This window comes from Ensifer adhaerens, from assembly GCF_001270265.1.
Lineage (GTDB): Bacteria > Pseudomonadota > Alphaproteobacteria > Rhizobiales > Rhizobiaceae > Ensifer > Ensifer adhaerens_B.
In genome coordinates, this window is the sequence record NZ_LGAP01000011.1 from 114,328 (window position 1) to 138,052 (window position 23,725).

A 23,725-nucleotide genomic window follows, 5' to 3' on the forward strand; every position below is an offset into this window, starting at 1 on the left:
GTCTGTGCTGCGGCTGCATTTCGCACTCGTTGCCCATTCGAAGTGCGACCCGACACCCTCTTCGCCTCGAATGTCGTCGCACTGGTGGTCGGTGCGCCTATTCACGTGTCAGAAAATGGAGGTTGCCGCCCAGATCGGAAACGACGAGCCGCCGCTGGTCCCAGACGAGGACTGACACCGGTCGTGTCAAGGCGTCGAGAATGATCTTTCGGCTGCCCGTCCTTGTGTCGAGTCTGAGCAAACGACCGCTGCCCTTCCGGAAACCTTCCGGCTGATCGTAGATACCGTGTTCGAGAACAAGCATCTCTCCGTCACTGTCGAAGGCGATAGCAACGGGCGCATTCAAGCCTTCGACGTCAAGTCGCGGATTTGACGCGCCACCGGTTTCGGGGATCGAAACGATTTTTCCGGCACCGGCAAGGAAAGGAAAGCCACCGAACAGCGCGACATAAAGGCGCCGGTCGCGCAGCCCGATGCCGGTCGGCACCGCATCGACTTCATAGCTGTTCCCGGTCGCGAACTCTGTCGGCGAAAGATCCTGCAGTGCCGTCGCGGCCTCAGCCATACGGCGGAACGTCATGATCGTCTTCTTCTGCCCGTCCGTTTGCACCCGTTCGACACTGTTTCGCGCGGCATCGATCACGTAGTAAACGCCGTCCGCCAAGATGAAGTCGAACGGATTCCAGAAATCGCTGCTGATGACGCGGACCGCGCCAGCGCCATCGATGGCAATGAGGGCGTGGTCGTACGGGCCTGCCTCGGAGTTGGCCGGCGTCCACCCTTGGGCAACGACAAGGACGTCGCCGGCACGCACGACACGATAGGGGCCGGTCGGGTCGCCGATCACGTCGAGGCCGTGCGAAAAGACCGGACCGAATGCGACGAGCTTACCCTCCGCGTCGCGGCGATAGAGCCGGCCGCTGGCCAGATCGGTGACGAGCAGAGCCTCGCCGTCGCGGGACAGACCGGCGAACGCCGCACCCGGCAGGCTAACGGTCTCTAGCCGGTAGCCGGGTGCGACTGCCGGCTCTGCGCTGGCGCCGGCTGCCAGGAACAGAAGGCCAGCAATGATTGTCAAGCCGCGGAGCGAATGCATCGGAAGCCACCATTGGCTGAGAAACGGAATTCCGGATTATAGGCGAGGCGGTAGGTCGTCGTAAGGTGGCGTGCATCGCTGTTCCAGGAGCCACCGCGAAGCACGCGGTATCGCCCCGTACCTTTTGCCGCGGCCCAACCGTCATAGGGCGCGTAAACATCGCTGGTCCACTCCCAGACATTGCCGACAAGATGGAGGACGCCCTCGCTGCTTGCGCCATCGGCGAAGGACTCTGCTGGCGCGGTCATCGGATAACCGTCGCGCGCGTCGCCGGAGCAGCAGATATCCGCGCCTGAATTTGCCCGCACCAAGTCCCCAGGGGCCGAGCCCCACGGAAATGCGCTGCCCGTCGTTCCGCGTGCCGCTCTCTCGTATTGTTGCTCCGACGGCAGCGCCAACCCGTAGTGACGGCAAAAAGCATCGGCGTCTCCCCAACTCACCCCGACGACCGGCCGGTCGTCCAATCCCAGAACCGGGTGATTTGCGTAGAAGGCCGGGCGGTGACCGGTCTGAGCGATGAAGCGTCCGTATTGCCGGTTCGTGATCTCGGTACGGTTGATCGCGAAGGCCCGCCCCTCCAGAACGCGGCGCGGGCGCTCATTTTCGGGGCCGTCGTCACGACCGAAGACGAAGGCCCCGGCGGGAATTTCGATCAGCGGATTGCCGTCTATGGGGCCGACATCGACGGCGGCCGCGCGGAATGCAACTGTGATTGCAATCGCCGCCGTCCAGATGTCAGAAGTCGACACGGTATTGTGTCCCTCCATCGAACAGAAAGACGCGATCGGTCGCGACCTTCACGCCGACCCGCTGATCGATCTGGCCAGCGAAGTTCTTGTCGGCGCGCAAGGTCATCAGTTGGCCACCCAACTGCAGGCTGACAAGCGTGTTCTCGCCGGTGAGCTCCACCGAATAGATCGGCGCGACCAGATTGACGTCGGCATCCTCGGCTCCGGCCGCATGGACGTCCTCCGGACGCACACCGAGAACGGCGGAAGAGATATTTGCCCGGCCGAGACCCGCCAACCTGAGGCCGGCCCTGACGAACACACCGTTTTTCACCTCCCCCGGAATCAGATTCATCGGCGGCGAGCCGATAAATCCGGCAACGAAGAGGGTGCGCGGATCGTTGTAGATATCCCTCGGCGTTCCGAGCTGCTCGATCACGCCTTTGTTCATCACGGCCACGCGGTGGGCGAGTGTCATCGCCTCTATCTGGTCGTGGGTGACATAGATCGTCGTGACCTGCAGCTCATGCTGGAGATGCTTCAGCTCGGCGCGCATTTGGGTGCGAAGCTTGGCGTCGAGATTGGAAAGCGGCTCGTCCATCAGAAAGACACGTGGCGTGCGGACGATGGCGCGGGCGAGTGCTACGCGCTGGCGCTGGCCGCCGGAGAGTTCCTTCGGCAGACGCGACAACATCGTGTCGAGTTCCACGCGCCGCGCGACCTCGGCTATTCGTCGCTTGTATTCGGCCGGGGGCACTTTGCGGATCTTCAGCGGGTAGCCGATATTGTCCTCGACAGTGAGGTGCGGATACAAGGCATACGACTGGAAGACCATAGCGACGTCGCGATATTTTGGCAGGACGCCATTGATGCGTTCCGCATCGATGTAGATATCACCAGATGTCGCCTCCTCGAGACCGGCAACCATGCGCATCGTCGTCGTCTTACCGCAGCCGGACGGGCCGAGCAGGACGAGAAACTCCTTGTCCCGGACCTCCAGATTGAAGTCGGCCACCGCGATGAATTCGCCGAACTTTTTGGTGACATTGGTGAACGTGACGGACGCCATGGTCTCACCCCTTGACGGCCCCGAGAGACAGCCCCCGGACGAGATGCTTCTGAACGATGAAAGCGAAGATGACGATCGGCACGCAGGCCATGAACCCGGCGGCGCTGATTTCCCCCCAATAGGTCTTGTACTGCGTCACCCGCCCGGCAATCCCGATCGGCAGCGTCTGAGACTGCTCGGTGAGCGTGATGATCAGGGAAAGCAGGAACTCGTTCCACGAGATGATCAGACAAAAGATGGCCGTGGCCGCCAGCCCTGGGCGCGCGAGCGGCAAAGCGACATGCAGGAATGCGCCCCAGCGCGTGTCCCCGTCGACGATCGCTGCCTCTTCCAGTTCGACCGGCAGGTCCTGGAAATAGCTCTTCATCATCCAGGTGGCAAACGGCAGGTTGAAGGCGGTATAGGCGACGATCAGCGCCGACTTCGTGTTCAGCATGTCGAAGTAGTTGAAGAACAGGTAGAGCGGGATGATGCTGACGATCGGCGGCATCATCCGCGTCGACAGTATCCAGAACGAGATCTGCTTGCGCCATTGCCAGGGATAGCTGAAGCGCGCCAGCGCATAACCCGCCATCGTACCAAAAACCACGGAAACGATGGTCGTTCCAACCGCGACGAGGAAGCTGTTGAGCGCGTAACGCAGGAACGGCCGCTGGATGAACGCTTCGTCGTAGTGCTTCAATGTCGGGTTGCGCGGCAGCCATTCGGGCGGTACGGCGAAGATGTCGATGTCGAACTTGAACGAATTCGCCGCGATCCAATAAACGGGAAACAGCGTCAGGATCAGCGCGACGAGGATCGTCAGATAGGCGGACAGGCGGAGAAGCATCTCCCGGGCCCGGCTGCGTGTTCTTATCGTCGCCATCGTCGCCTCACTCCGCAAGCCGCATGCGCTTCATGAACCAGGTGCTCAGCACGATCGTCACGAACAGCACGAAGAGCGAGATCGCCGCCGCGTAGCCGGGATCGGCGAAGCGGTAGGCGACCTGATAGATGTATAGACTCAAGACCTTCGTTCGGTCTGCCGGACCTCCCCCCGTCAGGATGAAGACCAGATCGAAAAGGCGCAGCGCATCCATGACGCGCAGGAGCAAGGCAATGGCGATGACCGGTTTCAGGAAGGGCAGCGTCAGGTCCCAGAACTGCCGCCATGACGAGGCGCCGTCGAGCGCTGCGGCCTCGTAGGGTTCGACCGGCAGGCTTGCCAGCCCCGCCAACATCAGAAGGAATATGAACGGCGTCCACTGCCAAACATCGGCGACGATGATCGAAAACATCGCGAGGTTCACGTCGCCCGCCCAGGCCTGCAGTGGAAGACCGAGACGGAACATGATTTCGTTGAGGACGCCAAACTGTGGCTCGTAGATGATCTTCCAGGTGATCGCGACGGCGACCGGCGGCAGCATCATGGGGATCATCAGGACGGTTTTGAGAAAGGTTAGTCGGCGGATGAATTTATCGAGGAGCAGCGCCAGGCCGAGACCGAGGAGGAATTCGGTCGTCACTGCCACAACGGTAAAGACGGTGGTGTTCCAGAGTGCGACGTGAAATTGCGTGTCGGAAAGAAGTCGAGCGAAATTGTCGGGGCCGACGAACTCCCAGGGCAGATCGGGGTTCGGGCTGATTTTGTGAACCGCCGCATAGAACATGTAGAAGCTGGGAAAGATCGTCAGCCCGAGCAATATGAGGACTGTTGGCGCAAGCATGAGGAAGCGCAGATGACGCTCTGCCCAACGCTCTACACCACCACCCGGCTGAAGCTGCGCGGCCAATGTTTCCTTTTCGGCCTTCGGCATTGGTCCCTCCCGCTCGATCCAAGGCCTTCCATCCGCCTTGAGGAATTCCACTGAAAGCCGGATGCTCTGAGCCCCGTCCCGGCACGCCTGTATTGTCGGTTCCACGGTGACCGCAGACGATTGCCGGCAGCGTGAAACGAGGCGAGGTCCGAAGACCCTGCTCCGCATCGATCACTGCCTACTTAAGGCCCGTAATCTGTTCGACTGCCGCTTGGGCGCTCTTAAGAGCCTCTTCCGCTGTAATCGTACCCGCTACGGCCTTGGAAAGCTCTATACCAAAGGCATTCTCGATCTCCGGCCACTTCGGATGACGTGGACGAGGCGTCGAGGCCTGGATCGCCTCCATCAACACCGGATAGTGTCGGAACTGTTCCTGCGAGGTCAGTTCCGGATCGGTGAAGACCGAGGCTCGGACAGGCGGATTGCCGCGCGTGGCGGAAATCTTGATTTGCTCAGCCGAGGTCGCCCAGACCATGAAGTCGAAGGCTTCCTGCTTGTTCTTCGAAGCCGACATGATGCCCATGGTCCAGTGGCCAATTTCCGAACTGCCCGGTTTCGTTCCAGCAGGAATGGGGCTGTAGGAGATCTTGCCGACCATCTTCGACTGGCTCGGATCTTCAAAGGTCGCAACCCAATTCGGCCAGTTGATCGATGAGGCGGCCGCACCGGCGGCGAGCGCTGTGCCAACCTCGTTGGCATTGTAGCTCTCGATCCCCTTTGGAGAAACGTCGCGGAGCGCCATGAACGTCTTCATCGCGGCCGCGCCTTCCGGCGTATCGATCGTCACCTTCGTGCGATCCTCGTTGAACATATTGGCGCCGTAGGACCAGAAGATCGGCATGAAGTCGGCCACGACCGGGTTACCCTGGCCGCCCCGGAAGACATAACCGAAATAGCGACCTCCGCCGTCCTTGGTCAGGGTCTGGCTCGCCTTCAATACGTCATCCCAGGTCTTGGGAGCGTCGACGCCAGCTTCCTTGTACTTGGCGGCGTCATAGAAGAACATTTGGGCGTTTCCCACATAGGGCAGGCACACATAAGGTCCCGTGTTGTAGGGATTGCGACAGATCGCGAGCGACTTCGACAGGAAGTCGTTGTCCGGGCCTTCCATTCCGGCACCCTTGTAGAAGGCCGTCAGGTCCTCGAGATGCCCGTTCTCGGCGAAAAACGGAATCCATGGGTCGTCCATCAGGATGATGTCGAAGACGCCAGACTTGGTCGCGCCTGCATTGGCGCCCTGTTCGAACACATTGGCATAAGGCGCCTGCACGATCTCCACCTTCGTGCCCTTCATCTTCGAGTAGTCGTCGGCAGCAGCCCTAAGACCGTCACCCTCGCTGCTCGATGGCACGAGGACTGTGAAATCAGCCCATGCGACCCCGTTGATCGCAAGCGCGGACGCCGCGGCAGCCAAGACGAGAAACAGTTTGTGAACCATCGTACACCTCCCATTCCGAGTTGTTATCCAAGGGCCTCTTTTTCGTAGGGGGCCTACCCTATCCGGCACGGCGGAGATGCGATCTCGACGCCCATGCGAACCGACATGCGACAAGTTGAAACGTTGTCCGGCATCTCCTCGAGCCGGCGCTGCTCCCAAAGCCGATTTTACCACATCAGCAGCATTATTTAGAGAGGTTGTATTAGCATTCGCTACGGTTACATCTTGCGTGATCAAGGAGGTTCGGAATTGGCAGGGCAACATCGCAATTCTCAATTCCCGAACACCGTCTTACAGCCCAGGTCGGAATGTGATCTCAATTGATAGGAATGCAGGGACTGTACCGGCCGAGATCCGGATCATCCTCGGTGCGATTGGAGATAGGAAATGCACGATCAGCTTCGGGAAAATGCCGCGGCATGACGCTTCGAGCTTGGCATCGGCGACGAGATAGCTGTTGCCTATTATCGCTATGAGGACGGCAGGATCGTCCTGACCCATACGGAGGTTCCGCAGGCGCTTTCCGGACAGGGTAGCGGCACACGGCTGGCCCGTGGGGTCTTCGAGACGCTCCGCCAAAGGCAAGCTCGCATTATTGCCAAATGCCCATTCATGGCAGTTTTCGCGGCAAAACATCCAGAATACAGCGTGATGTTCGATGGATGAGTTCGGGGCGGCAAGTTGCCGACGGTCTCAGACAAAAGGCTCACCGGCATCGACTCCCTCCTCGATGAGGTACGTCTTGCCGTCGGATTCGCGAGTATCTTTGCCTTGGGCAACGAGGGTGCCGACGCCCGGGTGTAGAAGCCGGCGATGCCTGCGCCTCCCGCGCGCAATCGCTCGGCGAGCGTGGCCTGCGGATTGAATTCGACTTCAAGCTCACCCGAAAGGAACTGCCGCATGAACCCAGCGTTCTGACCCACATAGGAAGAGATCATTTTCTTGATCTGCCGCGATTCCAGCAGTTGCCCGAGACCGAACCTGTCCAGGCCTGCATTGTTTGACGCGATTGTCGGAAGTCGGGTGCCGGCGTTCCGGATGGCGGCGATCAGCAGTTCTGGAATGGCGCACAGCCCAAAACCGCCGGAGGCGATGGTCATACCGTCAAAGAGCAACCCGTTCGACCTCGATCGCAACCGGATAGCCCTCTTCGGTCCAATCCAAGAACCGCCCTATTGGGCAGGCCGTCATGCAGGGCAGAGAGCTTCGCGCTTTCTCAAGCCGCGTATGTCCTTGAACGGCAATCAGCGTTCAGGCAATCCTGCTTGCCGCAAACCCTCGGCCATTTGATCTTCCCACTGCGGTATGTTTTGAAACCAGGGCAGCGCTCGATACCACTCGATGGTAAAGCTTGGCTCGGCCGCCAACAGCTTCTGTGCGGCCCATCGGGCGGTCTCCAAGTCTCCGCTCATCGCCGACCAGGCGGCGAGGTGGCGATAGCACCAGGTCACGTCAGGATAGGTGTTGACGACCTCCTGGGCTATCGCGATGGCTTCTGAAAGAGAACCTTCCATGGCCAAGGAAAAGGCCATACCCAATCTCATGTTGAACGCGAGCGGATCTCTTGGGCTCAGGGTCATCCCACGCTGGAAGAGTTCCGTTGCGCGAGTGGCTTCGTCCTTGTAGATCGCGAGCCAGCCCAGGCGCGCCCATGCCCAGGCATTGTTTGGGTCGAGCGAAAGCGCCTTTTCGATAAAGGTGGTGGCGCGCTCCTGGTCGCCGCAGATGCTCATTGCCGCGCCGGCGGCAGTCAGCGCGGTTGGATCATCGCCGATCGACCCCGCAGCTTCAACCGCTGCGCGCGCCTTTTCCAGCTCACGTTCCGGTTGTTCGGTCCATAGGTAGGAGGCGTTTGAGGCGTGGCACCACGCCAAAAGTGCATGCGCGCGGCCATAGCCAGGATCGACGGCGATCGCGTGCCGAAGCAGTTCGATCGCCTGGTTGTTGGTATCCTTGCGGCGGCCCCAAAGGTTCGGGTAGGCGCGCATAACGAGATCATAGGCCCGCAGACTGGCCGGCGGCTTGCGTTTGGCCAGCTCGATTTCGGCATCGCGAATGGCCGGATGAATGGCGCCTGCCACCTGCGCCGCGATTCGATCCTGGAACTCGAAAATATCTTCGATTGCGCCCTCGTAACGATCGGACCAGAACTGGGTCCTCGTCTCCGCATCGACCAGTTGCACGGAAATGCGCAGTCGGTCGCCGCCCCGGCGAACGGTGCCTTCGACCACATAATTGACGCCGAGTTCCCTGCCGACTTCACGCACGTCGACGAAGCGTCCCTTGTAGGTGAATGCGGACTGTCGCGCGATTACAAAGAAATTCCGAACGCGCGAGAGCGCGGCGGTGATCTCCTCTACAACGCCGTCCACGAAGTATTCGTCGCCCTGACCGCTGAGGTTGTCGAAGGGCATGACGACGATCGACGGCTGGTCCTTGCCGCGGCGGGCCGCAAGTGATGACGCGGACGCGATGCCGCCTTCGACAGGTGTCTCTTGCTGCCAATCGACCCGAAAGACGAAAATCGGCCGGGGGATGTTCTTCAAGCTCCGCTCGCCGAGGCTGGTTAGCGCGAACGGCACCTTGCCGTCGAGATGTTCGCGCACCGACGCGGAAATGCAGATGCCTGACGGAGCGGCGATCTCCTGCACGCGTGCCGCGATATTGACGCCGTCGCCGAGCAGATCGTCTCCAGACACAACGACGTCACCCAGATTGACGCCAATGCGGAATTCCAAACGGCGATCGGGTGGGAAGTCTAATGAGAGGCTGAAAAGACGGCGCTGGATTTCTACTGAGCACCGGACGGCCTGAACAGCGCTTGGGAACTCGGCGACAAGGCCGTCGCCTGCGCTACCGAAGATACGGCCACCATGCTCGCTAACCAATTCGGCAATCCGACCGCGGCATAGATCGAGTGCGCGAACCGTACCCTCCTCGTCCAGCGCTGCAAGGCGGCTGAAGCCGGCAACATCGGCTGAAAGGATGGCTGCAAGCTTTCGATCCACAGCAGTGACTGCTCCAGCGGGCACGATATCGTTGGGCTTAATATGGGCGCATTTTCCCACATCCACAGATGTTTGTCGCCAGCGAGATCGGATGCAAGACCGCTTTTGGAGTATGGCCCGTGTCGTCCGCGCAGCCATCCTGCATGACAGGCTTCCCACCCATTACGGCCTTGCTGGTGGGCGCCGATCGATCGGGCGCTCACCCTTTGTTCCCCCTACCGTACATCTTTGCTTCTTTAATGTTCAGGGCCAATATGCCGTGAGAGGGCTCGAGTGCTAGGACGGACTCCGGCGGAACCGCAAATAGTTCCGAGACGTCGATACCGAGTGCAGCGAACCAAGCGATCGAGAAGGAACGCACGGGCTGAGGCGACGAACGGATCGCGCGATTTGCTCGTCGACGTGGACCGCCGCCTTCGGGTTCTCACTTTCAACGTAACTGAAGATGGCATCGCGATCGTCAAGTGCATACTGCGCCCAGACAAACCTCATCGGTCGCCCGCTCGTGCTTTACGCGCAGCCGCCGCCGGGCGTTCGCGGAATCGAGCCTCAGCGTTGGCATCCTCGAAATCGGGTCGCGTGTCCTCAAGAGCCTGCAACACCTTGGCGCGGAACCGGGCATCGTGAGCGTCAGTGCTACCAACCAATTCCAGCGGCAGCGAGCCTTCGCTCGCCGTCCGAGTTAAAGGAATTCGAACAGCATCCGAAACCGTCAGCCCCATATTCTGTAGAACGGCCGTGGCGCGGTCCCGAATGTCGGGATCAATCCGAGTCTGAACGAGTGCATTTGAATGCCATCGCGCATCTCCTTCACAAAGCATCAATGTAATGCAATTGCACGACAGAGCCGGCCTTAGCGCCACCGTGAATCGATGATCGGGTATTCGAAGTCGGGGTCGTCCGACATCGCCGAGAACGAGCGGGCCTCGTTACAATCAATGACAGCACCTTCACGTCAAACGAACCCGATTCGATGATGATGAGAACTTGCGGCAACTCAGGATGTGCATCGCCATGCGTCTGAAAAGACGCATGGCGCGTCAGATTTCCGTTACCGCTGCGCGACCGGGCGCACCAGCGGCGTCACGCGGCGGATGGTCACGCGGCGGTTCTCCTCTTCGGGCTCCTGCGTGCGGATCTTCAGGAAGCGCTCACCATAGCCTTGGGTGACCAGGTTTTCCGCCGGGATGCCATAGACCTCGGTCAGGAGGACTGCGACGGACTCGGCACGCTCATCGGAGAGTACCAGGTTCGAGCGGTCGGAACCGACAGCGTCCGTGTGCCCCTCGATGAAGAAGGTTTCACCGGGATCCTTGTCGAGAACCTTCTGCATCGCGTCCGCAACCTTGCGCAGTGTCTTGGCCTGCGACATCGACACTTCGGCACTACCCGTCAAGAAGTGGATCGTATCGAGATCGATGCGCCGGACCTTGTCACGGAGACGGGCCGAATTGCGGACCTCATCGATCGTATAGACCCGCTCGACGCGTTCGACCGGTGGCTCGGACAGGAATTCGTAGTAGTCCCGATCCGGTTCCTCCGAGTAATCGACGATGTAGTCGTCGACCGGAATCGTCAGGCGCATCGGCGGCAGTTCGTAGCCGACGTCGACGATCGCCGGACGCCGTTCCTCCTGATATTCCGGCGCGTACATCAGCACATATTCGTTACCGTCGCTGTCGACGCGCGACCGCTGCAGGATGTTGCCGTACCGGTCGTAGACCGTGACGATGCGATAGCCGCCCGGGCGGACGATCGTTTCACGAACGCGGCCGCGCGACAGCTGATCGTAGTAGGTCTCTTCCGAATCGCGGCGGAGCCTTGGCCGATCGTCGCCACGCACGAAGAACTGGTCGCCGACGCCGAGGACGACGCGATCGTCGACCCTCTCGACCAGTTGCACCTCGGTCACATCATTGTTCGCGGTGTTGTTGATCACCGTGTTGTTGATGACCGTGTTGTTGACGATGTTCGTCGTCTCCGGGACCGTGAAGACTGGCGCCGCTTCAACGCGTTGGCCTTCTTCCTTGATCGCGGCCTCGATCCTCTGCGGGACCGCCTGCCGCACCTCAGCCGGAATCTCCGCCTGGGCCGCGGCGTCATCGGTCGGCGGCGCTATGTTCTGCTCCTGGACACGCAGCTCTTCGCGCTGCTTGCGCCGAGCCTCGCGCGCCCGGTTGCCACCGGCATTGTCGGCGTCCTTGTCGCTGTCGAGCACAGCCGCGCCGTTATCAACCGGAAGCACCACGGTTTCATCGGTCGCCGCCGGATCCTGGGCGATCTTGCGCTTCTCTTCCTTCGTGCGCTTGTCGACGACGATCGGAGCGGGCTTGGCCTGAGGCTCTTCACCCTGGAGCTGCTCGGCCGTTGCGGGTTGCTCGGTCCCCGGAACCGGCTGCTGCTCACCCTCGCCGGTCTGCGGCGTCGGCTGCTCGGCGGTGGGTTGATCGGCTGTGGCTGCGCCTTCCGGTGCGGCACGCTGTTCGAGGGCCTTCTGCTTCTCGGGCCGCTGTCCTTCCGCCTGCTGCTTGCGTTTCTTGGGCGCGGGTATCTGCTGCTCCTCGGCCTGCTGTGGGGTGCCTTCCTCTGCGGCGGGCTGCTGTCCTTCCGCCTGCTGCTTGCGCTTCTTGCGCACCGGCACCTGCTGTTCCTCGGCCTGCTGTGGGCTGCCTTCCTCTACGGCGGGCTGCTGTTCTTCGGCTTGCTGCTTGCGCTTCTTACGCACAGGAATTTGTTGCTCCTCAGCCTGCTGCGGAGCCCCTTCCTGTACACCAGGCTGCTGTTCTTCGGCCTGCTGCTTGCGCTTCTTGCGCACAGGAGTTTGTTGCTCCTCAGCCTGTTGCGGAGCCCCTTCCTCTACACCAGGCTGCTGTTCTTCGGCCTGCTGCTTGCGCTTCTTGCGCACGGGTGCTTGCAGTTCTTCAGCCTGCCGCGGCGCGTTTTCCTCGAAGCTGGGTTGCTGCTCTTCGGCCTGCTGCTTGCGCTTCTTGCGCACGGGCGCTTGCAGTTCTTCAGCCTGCCGCGGCGCGTTTTCCTCGAAGCTGGGTTGCTGCTCTTCGGCCTGCTGTTTGCGCTTCTTGCGCACCGGCTCCTCGACCTGGCGCTGCGGCTCTTCGGCCTGCGGTTGCTGCTGTTCTGTCTGCCCTTCCTCGGCGGCATGCTGCTTCTTGCGCTTCTTGAGCAGCAGCAGGTCCTCGGGCGACTGCTGGTCGGCCCCTTCCTGCGCTACCTGGAACGGCGCCATCAGGCTCTCGGCCAGCGCCGGCTGAATCGCAAATGATACGGCGAAAACGGGCAAGGCCACCGTTGCGAAAAGTTTGAATCGAATCGACATGATCTTCCTTCCTCTTGTTGGGAGATCCCCGCGCCACTTGCGCGTATCGCCCGCACCAAGCCGGTCGAGCGGCGCGCCGGCTCGCGCACAATCCCAAGGGGCCATGACCCGCGGTCCCGACTTTTTTGTGTCAGTCAAAGACTAGTCCCAACGCTGCAGCCACCTGCTGACCGCAGATCGCTCTGTCATTTGCATCGATCCGAAAGGAGAAAATGCGGAGGTCGCCGGCCGGGCGCGCGAGCGGTTCGGTCTGGTCCATGTTCTCGATCCCTTCGTAGTCACCGGTCAGAGATCGGCGGTATACAATCCCGCTCTATACGCTCGATCCGGACGGGCTCGATTTTGCCGAAGACGCAAGCACACTCGTCTATGACGAACCCGGCACGGGTGGCGAAGCACACTGGAACGAAGAGGCAAAAGCGCTGATCGCCGAGCTAATCTTGAAGATCGCGGTCGCGGAATCTCCTGGTCGGCGACATCTTGGGATCCTGCGCGAATATCTAACTTTCGCGCCGGAGCGCTTCCTGGCGCTGATGGCTGATCGGACAGTCAATCGATAGACGATGGGTTGTGCAAAGTGTGAGTTGACCGTTTTCGATGGCGAGGCGACACTTGCAACCTGCAGCAAGGCAGGAGGAAAAATGATGGCCGAGCCAGACCCGTGGCGCCACATGGCAAGCGCGCCGAAAAACGGCAGTCGGATCCTCGTCACGATCCGCCCGTCCGAACAGGGGGCGGCAGAAGTTGACCTCGCGTATTGGTCGAATGGCGATCAGTTCGGTGCAGAAGGCTGGCGCGCCTCTGATTCCTCGCCCGGCCGCATCATCGAATACGCCGAGCCGGAATTAAAGTGCTGGATGCCGATGCCCTCGGCCAATCTCAATCGCACCTCGATGCCCTCACCCTGGGAAGGCGACGACGAGAAAGAGCTCGACGGCTCAGGGATTTAAGAACTCGCGCCGCCTTGTTGCGAAGATGATACGCAGCGAGTGGCAAAATCCCGTTGAGCTCTCCACAACCATCCTTGCGATGGAAATATTTTAATCTTCGCAAGTGCCATGCGAGAGCTCGGTATTTCGGAGTACCTCTCGCAATCCTATTCATCATGACTGCGGTTGGCTGACTTCCTCGTACACGACGGGGCCATAAGAACTTTCGAGACGTGCGCTTGCAGCCTGTGGAACGCCTAATCTCAATCCGATCTCTGCGAGCCCAAAAGTCGCCTATGGCCTTATCTGAATGTTAGGACGCGGACGAGACGAGCAGACAGGATGGGATCGACGGCAAAACGGTGTTCGAAGACGAGTGCGTCGCGTTCGAGGGAAAACTTTGCAGCGGCTCTATTCCGAGAACAGAATTTATCACCAAGATCGCAGATTTGGCTAGAGGTGGCATTCATGCCGACCAGGCGTGGGTACTTGGCCCAACATCATCAGTGAGGGGTAAGCTTCCGGAAAGCCGGCGCCTGTTCCGGCGCCGAAGGGTCTTCGAAGCTCGCTTCTAACACTGATATTGCACACTAACAGTATCAATGTTGGTGTGCATCTCGATGTTAGAGAAAGACCCCATCATCAACGGAGAACGCTTTGCTGAGACGCTCGGGCGCTATCTCGGGCAGACCCTGCACGCCTCTCTTGTGATCCGCGAATTTGACGGCGCGCGAAGCCTGCCCTCATTTTTGGCGCGAGCGTATTCGATCTATGAAACACTGATTTTTGGACAACGATGCGTTATCCTGGCCGCAATAGACAGCTCCGCCACACCATCTGACATCTCCAAACATATTGGCCTCGTCCGCAATGCCGTCGATACGATCGTGGTCTTCGCCGCGCCGTCGATAAGCGCGCACGATCGCTCACGCCTCATCGGTCAGGGCGTCCCGTTCGTCATTCCGGGTAACCAAAGTTTACGCCGACTTCGCGAAGCCTCCTTTGAATACCTTCTACAGTGTCAATCGTTCATTGACAAAAAGCGGCCTTGATAAAGTTCCGGTCGCGCCCGCTTTGACTTTAGGCTATTATGTCAAATATGAGTGGACAGACAGAGACCAAACTAAAGCAGCTTCTTCAAACGGTCCCGCCGGGATTCCTGGTGGATTCGGACTGGATGGCACGTCGTTCCATCTCGCGGCAATCAGTTTCCGGTTACGTCAAAAAGGGCTGGCTGGAACCCGTGATGACTGGTCTGTACCGCCGTCCGTTCTCGTCGGATGAGAACCAGGAAGCCGTCATCGGATGGAAGATCCCCCTCCTCTCGGCCGTCTGGCTCATGCAACACAAATTCCACGTCGGCGGCGCGAGTGCGCTCACCCTCCGCGGCCATACCCATTATCTTTCATTTGGAGGCGAGTTCGCACTCTATCTTTATGGCGCCGACGTTCCGGTATGGCTCTCGAAGCTACAAACCGACGCGCGCGTGGTGGTCAAAAGGACCGGCCTGTTTGGCGACGAAGCGGTCGGTATCGAAAACTCCGATTTCAGCCTCTCGAACGGCGATGACCCACATCTAACACAGAGTCCGTGGCGCTGGCCGATTCCGATGTCGTCCCCCGAACGCGCGATCCTCGAGATGCTTGACGAGCTCCCGAAGGGCGAGAGTTTTCATACCGTCAACATGGCGTTCGAAAGCCTCGCGAACCTGCGCCCGAAACTGCTGACGACGCTGCTGGTTCAGTGCCGGAGCGTGAAGACCAAGCGCCTCTTCTTCATCTATGCCGACAAGCATAATCATGCTTGGCGCAAGCACATCGACATGTCGGCGATCGATCTCGGCAAGGGCGACCGGGCGCTAACCCCAGGCGGCCGGCTTCATCCTGTGTACCGTGTCACAATTCCAAACGACCTCATGCCGAAGGAGACCCCGCATGGCGCGTGAGCAATATATGCGGCAGGTCGACCTCCTGGTGCGGACCCTTCCATTCATCGCCCGGCAGGAAGCGTTTGCGCTTAAGGGTGGGACCGCGATCAACCTCTTCTATCGCGACATGCCGCGGCTGTCGGTCGACATCGACCTTGTCTATCTGCCGATCGAGGATCGCGAGACGACATTGAAAGGTATCGACACGACGCTCGAGCATATCCGCGAGGATCTGCAGCGCAATCTGCATGGCGCCGTCATTCAGAGGATCGCTGGCGGTGGCAACAACGACACGCGCGTCCTCGTTCGGCAGGGCAACGCCGAGATCAAGATCGAGACGTCGCCGGTCGCGCGTGGAACCGTCCACGCGCCAGAAGTGCGACGCGTGAGCCAGTCGGTCGAAGACACCTTCGGTTTCGCCGAGATGCAGGTCGTTGCGTTCGAGGATCTGTTCGGCGGAAAGCTGCATGCCGCAGTTGACCGACAGCACCCGCGCGATTTGTTCGACGTTAAGCTGCTTTATGAGAACGAAGGACTGACTGACCGGCTGTTCCGGACATTTCTCATCTATGTGGCGAGTTCGGGGCGTCCGCCGCACGAACTGGTTAAACCTTCCCTGGCAGAGCTCGACGATGCCTTCGTCAAGGAGTTCGAGGGCATGACAACGGAGGCTGTGAGCCTGGATGAGCTGAAAGCGGCGAGACAGATGCTGACTGAAGACCTCCTCGCGCGGCTCAACCAGGATGCGATGCGCTTCTTGCTGTCGCTGCATGATGGCGAGCCGGATTTCGATGCAATCGGGATGCCGCAGGCAGCAGAGCTTCCAGCTGTTCGTTGGAAGATGCTCAACATCGCGAAGCTGAAGGAGCAGAACCCGGCCAAACATGCCGAGTTGCGACGAGAGATCGAGCGAATTTTATCATAGTCTTGCTCAGTCGCGGGAAGTGAAAAGAGCCACGACTGGTCAATCCAGACCTACGCTTCACCACGTTGTAAAAGAGAGGTCTCCTTGCCAGAGGCACCTATTATCGCCGAGATCGCCAGACGCGACAAGATTGTCGTCATCGTCAACAGCGTCCTCAGTAGCCTGGGCTAGGAGATCGCCTTCGCCTGGGTTAGAAAACTCTGGAACTGCTCGTCGGGCACGAACGAGCCCCCTGTCGTCCAAAGAATATGCGTCGCGCGCGCCAGCTTTTCCTGAATGCCCTGCTGCGCGGCGAATTCCTTACCATGAGGGTGACGGACGATGAACTCGGGCCCAAGAAGCGCCGCAGTGGCGGAAGGCTCAAAACGCCACCCGTCAGTCTCGTAAGCTGCTAACAGCATTTTTAGCAGATCGCCGTCGGCTACAGTGTAAATCCCTGCCAACAATTCGCGCATTACGATTGCGACGAAGGCGGACATCCTGGCGACGGCCATGCCGTCAGCCTCGGTCTTGTTCGTTAGCCCCACGTCGTAGACAGAGACCAATTCCTCCGAGCCGGACATCATATGTACCAGCGCGCATGGCGACTGCACTGGCTCCACGAAGAAGGCATGAACATTGTCACCGAAGACGGCCTTCGCACCGAAGGCGACGCCGCCTGGCGCACCTCCGATACCGCAGGGCAGGTAGAGGAACAATGGGTGGTCCTCGTCAACTCGAACATCAAGGGTCTCTAGTTGCTCAGCCAACTCGAATGCGGCGACGCTGTACCCGAGGAAGAGATGTCGCGACTTTTCGTCATCGACGAAATAGATGGTCGGATCGCTCTGAGCTCCAATGCGCGCGTTCTCGACCGCGGTCGTGTAGTCCGCTGTGTGCTTCACGACCTCGACGCCAAGTCGGAGGAGCCGCTCGACCTTCCACGCCTTCGCGTCCGAGGACATATGCACCGTTGCCTTGAACCCGAGTGCTCGCGCGGCGATGCCCACGCTAAGCCCAAGGTTTCCGGTACTCCCGACGGCGATGGTGTAGTTTGAAAAAAACGCCCTCGCCTGCTCCCCGGCGAGTTTCCGGATATCGTCACCCTCAGAGAGCAAACAGCTCTGCTTCGCCAAGCCTTCCGCGAATAGGAAGACTTCATAGACCCCTCCTCTCGCCTTAATCGATCCAGCTACGGGTAGGTCGCCGTCCGCCTTGATGAACAGGCGGCCGTAGTCGGGAGAGTCGTATCCAAGGGCGTCTCTTAGACCTTGGAGTTCGACAAGGTTCGACCGAATGGCCCCCCCTGTCTCCTTGAGTTCTTGGAAGCAAGTCTCAAGGAGGGGCGCGAGTCTTTCCCAATTTCGCTTGGCTTCAAGAACGTCGGTCGGTCTAACCGGAAGGTCACGGTTCTGGATGGCTCCGGATCGGTAGTCCTGATTCAGCCACAACGTGGGCCACCCAGCGACAATGTCCGCACTAAGGGTTGTGTCTGGAAGCTTATACGTCATTGCGTACTCCTGAATTTCGTAACGTCACACAATTCTAAGATGATCGGGTAAGATGCCCCCGGAGCCGGGAACATCACCATGACCCGCGGGAAGGCAGTTTTCGCTCTGGCGGAGAGAGGTCAGTGCTTCAGCACGCGGGCGAGGAACGAGCGCGCGCGGTCGTTCTGAGGATTGTCGAAGAAAGTGTCCGGCTTGGCGATCTCAAGGATCGAGCCCTGATCGATGTAGACGACCCTGTCTCCGACTTCGCGGGCAAATCCCATCTCGTGGGTGACGATCATCATCGTCATGCCTTCGGCTGCGAGTTCACGCATAACGTCGAGAACTTCGCCAACCATTTCCGGGTCCAACGCACTCGTCGGCTCGTCGAAGAGCATCAAGTGCGGCTCCATTGCCAACGACCTTGCGATCGCCACGCGCTGCTGCTGGCCGCCCGAAAGCTGTCCCGGATACTTATGGGCATGCGCCTTCAAGTCCACGCGCTCGAGGAGCTTCATGGCAGCAGCCTCTGCCTCATCTTTGGATTTCTTTCGGACGCGGATCGGCGCGATTGTGATGTTTTCGACGACGGTCTTGTGCGGGAACAGGTTGAACTGCTGGAACACCATGCCAACGCCCTTCCTGATATCCGCCAGCTCGCGTTCGCCACCGAGGCGACGATCCTCTTCGACAGGCATGTTATAGCCGTCCACGACCAGACTTCCGTTCTGGTACATCTCCAGACCGTTCACACATCGGATCAACGTCGATTTACCGGAGCCGCTAGCACCGAGGACGACCATGACCTCGCCGCGGGTCACCGTGAGGTCGATGTCCTTCAGCACGTGATGAGCGCCGTAGAACTTGTTCATGCTCTTCATTTCAACGATGGTATTCATCGCGATAACTCCGTGTTTGCCTGCCTAGCGACTGCCAATGGCCATGTGCGCTTCGAGCTTCCTTGCGGCGTAGGTGATCATCGATCCGACGAGGAAATAGGTCAGAAGCAGGTAGGAATAGACTTCGTAGGTTCGGTCACCGTACTGCGGGTTCGCCAGGATCATCTGACCGGCCCTCAGGAAGTCGGTGAGGCCGATGATGAAGACGAGCGGTGCAGCATTGAAGATATCGAGCACGTTTCCGACGAGCGGTGGCACGACCACACGCAGCGCCTGGGGGAGCACGATGGAGCGGTTGATGTCGAACTCGCTCATACCGAGCGATCGCGCAGCTTCGGTCTGGCCCCTTGGGACTGCCTGAAGGCCGCTTCGGACGTACTCGGCCACGTAGGCAGAGTAAAAGATCGTGAAACCGATCATGCCGCGCGCAACGTCGGCGAGACTCCATCCCGTCGCAAGCACGGGCATGAGAATCCAGATCCAGTAAACGACCAAGATCAGCGGCAAGGACCGCATGATCTCGATGTAACCGGTGCAAATTAAGCGGACGCTAGAAAACCGACTGCGACGACCGAACGCGAGCAGGATACCGATCGGGAGGGACAGTATGGCGGTCACGAGTGTCAGCAGGACGCTGAGAAGCAATCCGCCCCAGAGCCCGACACCCGGAGGTGCCATCACTGCGAAGACCGATATGAACCCAGTGAATGCGGCAGGTAGCAACACATGCCTCGCTAGAGGCACGTAGGAGGTCAGCAGCCAGGCGCACGCTAAAACCGCCGCCACCAAGGTGGTCAAAGCAGAGACCTGCAACCCCACACCCACGGTCAGCAAGGCTGCGAGTAGAAGGGCGAGAAAGAAGGCGTGATGAATGCGGAAGCTGAAGACGCATCCAAGGGCCGCTCCCAGAAGAGCGGCGATGATGCCGGCGGCGGTCCACGCGCGCCAAGCCTGATCCGCTGGAAATATCCCGATCATTAGAACACGCATGCTCAGAGGGATAATGTCCCACTGTGCGACGGATATGGCCCAGTGAAGGATGGAGTAGATGAGCCAGAGCGTTCCCGGGAGCACTATGATCGAAAGGAGCGCGTCGAAGGGCTTGCCGAACAGGTTATGGCTGGACCATTTGAAAGCATAAGAGATCATCGGGACGCTCCCATTTGGTTCAGGCGGCTGTTGGCCCAGGAGACGATCGCGCTGATGATCCAGCTCAGCAGCAGATACGACACCATAACGATGACGATCCCCTCGAGGCTGTGCCCTGTCTGATTGGCAACGGTGCCGTAAACGTTGAAAAGGTCTGGATAGCCGATCGCGATGCCCAGAGCCGTGTTTTTGGTGAGGCCGATGTACTGGTTTCCGAACGACGGAAGGACGACACGAAAAACCTGGGGAAGCACAATGTCGTTGATTGTGTTACGTCGGCTCAAACCCAACGAACCAGCGGCTTCCCATTGGCCCTTCGGCAAAGCGTCGATCGCCCCGCGGACAATCTCCGCGATATACGACGCGCTGTTGACGACAATAGCCAGGAGAAGAGCGGCCATTTCGGGGCTCAGGCTCGTTCCGCCGCTTGCCTGGAATTTTGAAGCAACGGGGTAGTTGATCGAGAGAAAACCCGAGGCGAACAACACCCCTACCAAGGCCACGATCGCAACCACGCAGACACGCCGCATTCCCTTCACCGGATCAACGATGAAACCGACGATCGCAACCCACGTCGCGCTGACGAGTGCGATCGAGATGCCTGACCCGTCGCCGGACCAGGAGAGAGCGGGAAAGTAAAGACCCTGCTGGCTGATGATCACTCCGCCATACCACTTCGCGGCAGCGGCCAGCGGCGGAAAATGTAACACGACCGCGAAGTACCAGAACACCAACTGGATGAGCAGCGGAGTGTTGCGGACAAATTCGACGATCCAAAACGAGAGGTTCCGCACGACCCAGTTGGTGGATAGGCGGCCTACCCCGAGCAGCGTTCCCAGAACCGTGCTCAATATTATGGCGAGAACAGCGACCTTGAGGGTATTGAATATGCCCGCAATGAAGGCGGCGCCGTTCGACCGATCGGAAGTGAACGCCTCGAACGCTGGGAAGATACCGTCGCTGAGCGAGAAGGTCTTGCCCTCGCTGATATCAAAGCCGGCCGCGTTCGAGAGAAAGGCGAAGCTGAACTTGATGCCCTTCTGCGCAAGCCCTTCCTTCACCGCATAACCAAGGAGGCCAATCAGGGCCACCACTAAGGCTATGATGGCGAACTGGATGGCATCATGGCGCAGACGTTTCCGAAATCGCCTTGACCGCACCTGGTCGCAACCGACAGACCCGGGTGCCGCGTTCGTTTCATTGATAATCATGTGCAGGCTCCAAACGCCATTGCAGGCTGGAGCGGACAAAGCCGTCCCAGCCTGCGGTCAGGATCAGTTCCAGAGCGGGGAATAGATTGCGCCACCCTGTGTCCACAGGGCGTTCGGCGTGCCTTTGCGATCCAGGTACATCTTGGTGTTCGGACCAAGGTTGCGATCGTAGATTTCGCCGAAGTTGCCGACAGCTTTGATCGCCTGCGCGACGAAATCATCGGAAAGACCGAAGTCCTTGCCGTATCCGCCGCCAACGCCGAGGATTTTCTGAACGAAGGGGTCTTCGCTCTCGAGCTTCTCGTCGATGTTCTTCTGCGTGATTTCGGATTCCTCGGCCTGGAAAAGGCCGTAGTGGACCCACCGAAGTGCATTGCGCCACTTGGAATCGTTGGCTACGACGAAGCCGCCGAACGGGGACTTATCGAGAGTATCGGGGAGGATCAGATAGTCGGCCGGCTTCGGGGAATTACCAGCCCATGCGGCAAGCGCGGATTTGTCGGTGCTCATGGCGTTGCAGCGGCCGGAGTTCAGAGCTGCGAAAAGCTTCTCTAGGTTCTCATAAGTGAGGACTTTGGACGTCTTCCAGCCGCGGGCCTTGAAAGCACCCGTGAGTACGGTTTCCGTCGCGGAGCCCTGCGTCGTGCAGATCGTCGCGCCATCGAGATCGGCAAACGCCTTCACGCCCGCCTCTGCCTTTACCATGATGCCCGTGCCGTCGTAGAAATTGATCGGCAGGAAGTCGATGGCGATCGAGGACTCCCGCGCCGGCTTGATCGTGGTGTGCGCGAAGACGACGTCGACCTGGTTGGTCAGGACGGCGTCGAAGCGGCTTTTGTCTGTGACGGTTACGAACTTGACCTTCGATGGGTCGCCGAGGACGGCGGCGGCGACAGCCTTGCAGAAGTCTACGTCGAGCCCCTCCATCGCCCCGGTAGCCGTGTTCAAGTATCCGAAGCCAGGTGCTGTGTTATCGGTACCGCAATTCAGTACACCGCGCTCCTTGACATTATCCAACACGGATGCGGATGCATCCGCGGCTGCGAAGGACAGTCCGGCGAACACGCCGGCCGTCAGTGCTTTCATGAGTGTCATTTCAGTTCCCCTTTCAGATCGCTCTGGCGAGTTGAATGCCTACTGACGGGGCACTGGTCGGGACTGGTTTTTATGTGGGCGACAGCGGCTTTTGCCGTTCTGAAGCGAATGTTCCCGCCGTTCGCCGATGTCGCCATAAAGTGAGCCCCATCGATCGGCAGTAGAACGATACGGAGGGCATTCATTCAAATCTACTTAATTCCCCTTGATTAATACGTAAGCAAATTTGTTGAATCAGCTAGGAGCAACAGGCGGCGCAGCAATCCGGTTGAGTTCGGTAGCAGTGTGGAACGACCAGTGAGATCCGCCTGGATCGCCTTGAAAAGAATGGCCCGGCACGACGGAGGAACCAACAGGGGCGTAGCGGGCATGCAGATCGAATGCCATGATGTCCCTCAGAACTTTCGGGGAAAACGAGCGCGATGATTTTGGCTTGGCACACTGGGCAGCTTGAACGCTTAGAGAACGACACTAACGACCGCTCGACGATAGCCCCTGTGCGGAAGACGGATGGTACTTCTCGTCCACAACATCCAGATCATGGCCATCCTGGTGGCGAGTGAAAGCCTCTTCGGGAACAAGATATTCTGGGCGGCAGGCAACAGCATCGCCACGAAAGACGTGCTGGTTCCTGTGGTAGGAACATGATCGTACTCTATCCGAGATGACACCCTAGGTGGCGTACCAACTGACCAGCCTACCCTGCTCCAGGTTTCCGCGTGATCTGATCGATGAACACCTGCACCGCAGGGCTTCGCTTTTCGGCTTTTCGAAATGCAAGAAAGATTTTACGCCGTATCTCCGGCAAGAGCTTGCAGACCCAAACATCCTCGAGGTCGTGGCTGGCGCGAAGCCCAGGCAGCATCGAGATACCGTAGTTCTGTCTGATGAGCGCGATCGTCACCTCGAACCCCTTACAGCGCGCCACGATGTTCGGCTTGAAGCCAACCGCCTGGCACGCGTCGGCCAGCATGTTGTTGTAGGTCACGGAAGCGGTGTCGATTGCCCAACGTTCGTTCCGTAGCTCTTCAAGTTTGACGGTCGGTCTTTCGGCGAGCCGGTGATCCTGAGACACCATCACGTTGAATACGTCCTCCAACAGGTAGATTGTCTCGATGTTCGGGTCCAGCGCCCCCGTCGGCATGTTCAGGTCGTCGATAATTGCGATGTCAGTCTGCCAACTGCGCAGGGCGGCCACGCTCTCTGCCGGCTCCATCTCGTCGAACTGGACGATTAGATGAGGATGCAGCGCTGCGAGCTGGTGCACCACGCTGGGAATGAGCGCTGCGGCGACGGAAGGAAACGCTGCCACTCGCAGTTCGCCGGAAATAACACTTTTCAGCTCCGAGATATCGGCTTTGGCAGACTCGATTTCCGATAGGATATTTTCGGCGCGCTCCACAAGCTTCTGTCCCGCTAGCGTCATGACAACCCCTCGCCCGCGGCGCTCGATCAGCTTGATACCGACCTCCTCTTCAAGGAGCGCAATCTGCTGGGACACGGCAGACGGAGAGACATACAGCGCCTCCGCCACCGCCGCCATTGTCTTGCGGATCGAAAGCTCTCTAAGAGCACGCAAGCGTCCGACGTCCATCGGCGTCCTCCGTTGACATTTGAAATGATTAGCACACCTTACGATATAAGCAAATATT

General features: G+C 59.4%; 21 protein-coding genes and 3 pseudogenes. 7 read left to right on the plus strand and 17 right to left on the minus strand.

The genetic code is table 11. The annotated features are described in order from the left end of the window. Positions 1–97: 97 nt before the first annotated feature. The 6 genes from AC244_RS17775 to AC244_RS17800 all read right to left on the minus strand — a co-directional run bounded on the left by AC244_RS17775 (position 98) and on the right by AC244_RS17800 (position 6,127). Complete coding sequence (locus AC244_RS17775) at positions 98–1,096, minus strand: ScyD/ScyE family protein (RefSeq protein ID WP_053250149.1); 999 nt, start codon at positions 1,094–1,096, stop codon at positions 98–100. Then, complete coding sequence (locus AC244_RS17780) at positions 1,075–1,845, minus strand: formylglycine-generating enzyme family protein (RefSeq protein ID WP_414735931.1); 771 nt, start codon at positions 1,843–1,845, stop codon at positions 1,075–1,077. Before AC244_RS17780 ends, AC244_RS17775 begins: the two co-directional genes overlap by 22 nt. Next, positions 1,832–2,893, minus strand: coding sequence for an ABC transporter ATP-binding protein (locus tag AC244_RS17785; protein ID WP_053250150.1), 1,062 nt, complete (start codon positions 2,891–2,893; stop codon positions 1,832–1,834). The genes AC244_RS17780 and AC244_RS17785 overlap by 14 nt, the downstream gene beginning before the upstream one ends. A gap of 4 nt (positions 2,894–2,897) precedes the next feature. After that, entirely contained in the window at positions 2,898–3,758 is an 861-nt protein-coding gene (locus AC244_RS17790; protein ID WP_053250151.1) for a carbohydrate ABC transporter permease, read from the minus strand. 7 nt (positions 3,759–3,765) lie between these two features. After that, positions 3,766–4,689 carry a carbohydrate ABC transporter permease gene (locus tag AC244_RS17795; protein ID WP_053250152.1) on the minus strand — a complete coding sequence of 308 codons (924 nt, stop codon included), beginning with the start codon at positions 4,687–4,689 and terminating at the stop codon, positions 3,766–3,768. A gap of 178 nt (positions 4,690–4,867) precedes the next feature. After that, positions 4,868–6,127, minus strand: a complete 1,260-nt coding sequence (locus tag AC244_RS17800) for an ABC transporter substrate-binding protein (RefSeq protein ID WP_053250153.1) — start codon at positions 6,125–6,127, stop codon at positions 4,868–4,870. A gap of 450 nt (positions 6,128–6,577) precedes the next feature. Between AC244_RS17800 and AC244_RS38870 the strand changes: the two genes are divergently transcribed. Next, a complete protein-coding gene (locus AC244_RS38870) occupies positions 6,578–6,793 on the plus strand; it encodes a GNAT family N-acetyltransferase (protein ID WP_414735933.1) in 216 nt (71 codons plus the stop codon). 45 nt (positions 6,794–6,838) lie between these two features. On the opposite strand, the pseudogene AC244_RS17810 reads toward AC244_RS38870, so the two are convergent. From AC244_RS17810 to AC244_RS17820, 5 genes and pseudogenes are all read right to left on the minus strand, one after another. Next, positions 6,839–7,227 (minus strand): annotated as a pseudogene (locus tag AC244_RS17810) (CoA transferase subunit A); the annotation flags it as partial. 144 nt (positions 7,228–7,371) lie between these two features. Continuing rightward, positions 7,372–9,135 (minus strand): adenylate/guanylate cyclase domain-containing protein, encoded by a 1,764-nt coding sequence (locus AC244_RS17815; RefSeq protein ID WP_053250155.1) that lies wholly within the window; start codon positions 9,133–9,135, stop codon positions 7,372–7,374. 366 nt (positions 9,136–9,501) lie between these two features. Next, a pseudogene (locus AC244_RS38145) lies at positions 9,502–9,627 on the minus strand (type II toxin-antitoxin system mRNA interferase toxin, RelE/StbE family); the annotation flags it as partial. Beyond that, positions 9,624–9,956 carry a type II toxin-antitoxin system RelB/DinJ family antitoxin gene (locus AC244_RS35430; protein ID WP_082366899.1) on the minus strand — a complete coding sequence of 111 codons (333 nt, stop codon included), beginning with the start codon at positions 9,954–9,956 and terminating at the stop codon, positions 9,624–9,626. The pseudogene AC244_RS38145 and the gene AC244_RS35430, both read right to left, overlap by 4 nt. A 230-nt stretch (positions 9,957–10,186) precedes the next feature. Continuing rightward, positions 10,187–12,469 (minus strand): OmpA family protein, encoded by a 2,283-nt coding sequence (locus AC244_RS17820; RefSeq protein WP_053250156.1) that lies wholly within the window; start codon positions 12,467–12,469, stop codon positions 10,187–10,189. A 160-nt stretch (positions 12,470–12,629) separates the two neighbouring features. On the opposite strand from AC244_RS17820, the pseudogene AC244_RS35435 reads away from it, so the two are divergent. The 5 genes and pseudogenes from AC244_RS35435 to AC244_RS17840 all read left to right on the plus strand — a co-directional run. Further along, positions 12,630–13,005: pseudogene (locus AC244_RS35435) on the plus strand (type IV secretory system conjugative DNA transfer family protein); the annotation flags it as partial. 108 nt (positions 13,006–13,113) lie between these two features. Beyond that, positions 13,114–13,419, plus strand: a complete 306-nt coding sequence (locus tag AC244_RS17825) for a hypothetical protein (RefSeq protein WP_053250216.1) — start codon at positions 13,114–13,116, stop codon at positions 13,417–13,419. 599 nt (positions 13,420–14,018) lie between these two features. After that, positions 14,019–14,450, plus strand: coding sequence for a hypothetical protein (locus AC244_RS17830; protein ID WP_152976001.1), 432 nt, complete (start codon positions 14,019–14,021; stop codon positions 14,448–14,450). Positions 14,451–14,497: 47 nt separating this feature from the next. Beyond that, a complete protein-coding gene (locus AC244_RS17835; protein WP_053250158.1) occupies positions 14,498–15,343 on the plus strand; it encodes a type IV toxin-antitoxin system AbiEi family antitoxin domain-containing protein in 846 nt (281 codons plus the stop codon). Then, positions 15,333–16,250, plus strand: coding sequence for a nucleotidyl transferase AbiEii/AbiGii toxin family protein (locus AC244_RS17840; protein ID WP_053250159.1), 918 nt, complete (start codon positions 15,333–15,335; stop codon positions 16,248–16,250). The genes AC244_RS17835 and AC244_RS17840 overlap by 11 nt, the downstream gene beginning before the upstream one ends. Positions 16,251–16,417: 167 nt before the next feature. Here AC244_RS17840 and AC244_RS17845 read toward each other — a convergent pair whose 3' ends face one another. The 5 genes from AC244_RS17845 to AC244_RS17865 form a co-directional block, all read right to left on the minus strand. Then, positions 16,418–17,740, minus strand: coding sequence for a D-serine ammonia-lyase (locus tag AC244_RS17845; RefSeq protein ID WP_053250160.1), 1,323 nt, complete (start codon positions 17,738–17,740; stop codon positions 16,418–16,420). Between the two features lie 119 nt (positions 17,741–17,859). Continuing rightward, positions 17,860–18,618 carry an amino acid ABC transporter ATP-binding protein gene (locus tag AC244_RS17850; RefSeq protein WP_053250161.1) on the minus strand — a complete coding sequence of 253 codons (759 nt, stop codon included), beginning with the start codon at positions 18,616–18,618 and terminating at the stop codon, positions 17,860–17,862. A gap of 24 nt (positions 18,619–18,642) precedes the next feature. Beyond that, positions 18,643–19,767 carry an amino acid ABC transporter permease gene (locus tag AC244_RS17855; RefSeq protein WP_053250162.1) on the minus strand — a complete coding sequence of 375 codons (1,125 nt, stop codon included), beginning with the start codon at positions 19,765–19,767 and terminating at the stop codon, positions 18,643–18,645. After that, positions 19,764–20,978: an ABC transporter permease subunit gene (locus AC244_RS17860; RefSeq protein WP_053250163.1), complete on the minus strand. Its 1,215-nt coding sequence runs from the start codon at positions 20,976–20,978 to the stop codon at positions 19,764–19,766. Before AC244_RS17860 ends, AC244_RS17855 begins: the two co-directional genes overlap by 4 nt. Before the next feature lie 63 nt (positions 20,979–21,041). Beyond that, positions 21,042–22,073, minus strand: a complete 1,032-nt coding sequence (locus tag AC244_RS17865; protein WP_053250164.1) for a transporter substrate-binding domain-containing protein — start codon at positions 22,071–22,073, stop codon at positions 21,042–21,044. Between the two features lie 510 nt (positions 22,074–22,583). Here AC244_RS17865 and AC244_RS37185 point away from each other — a divergent pair. After that, complete coding sequence (locus tag AC244_RS37185) at positions 22,584–22,721, plus strand: hypothetical protein (protein ID WP_161807877.1); 138 nt, start codon at positions 22,584–22,586, stop codon at positions 22,719–22,721. A gap of 49 nt (positions 22,722–22,770) precedes the next feature. Here AC244_RS37185 and AC244_RS17870 read toward each other — a convergent pair whose 3' ends face one another. Further along, positions 22,771–23,667 (minus strand): LysR substrate-binding domain-containing protein, encoded by an 897-nt coding sequence (locus AC244_RS17870; protein ID WP_053250165.1) that lies wholly within the window; start codon positions 23,665–23,667, stop codon positions 22,771–22,773. Between the last annotated feature and the right edge of the window lie 58 nt (positions 23,668–23,725).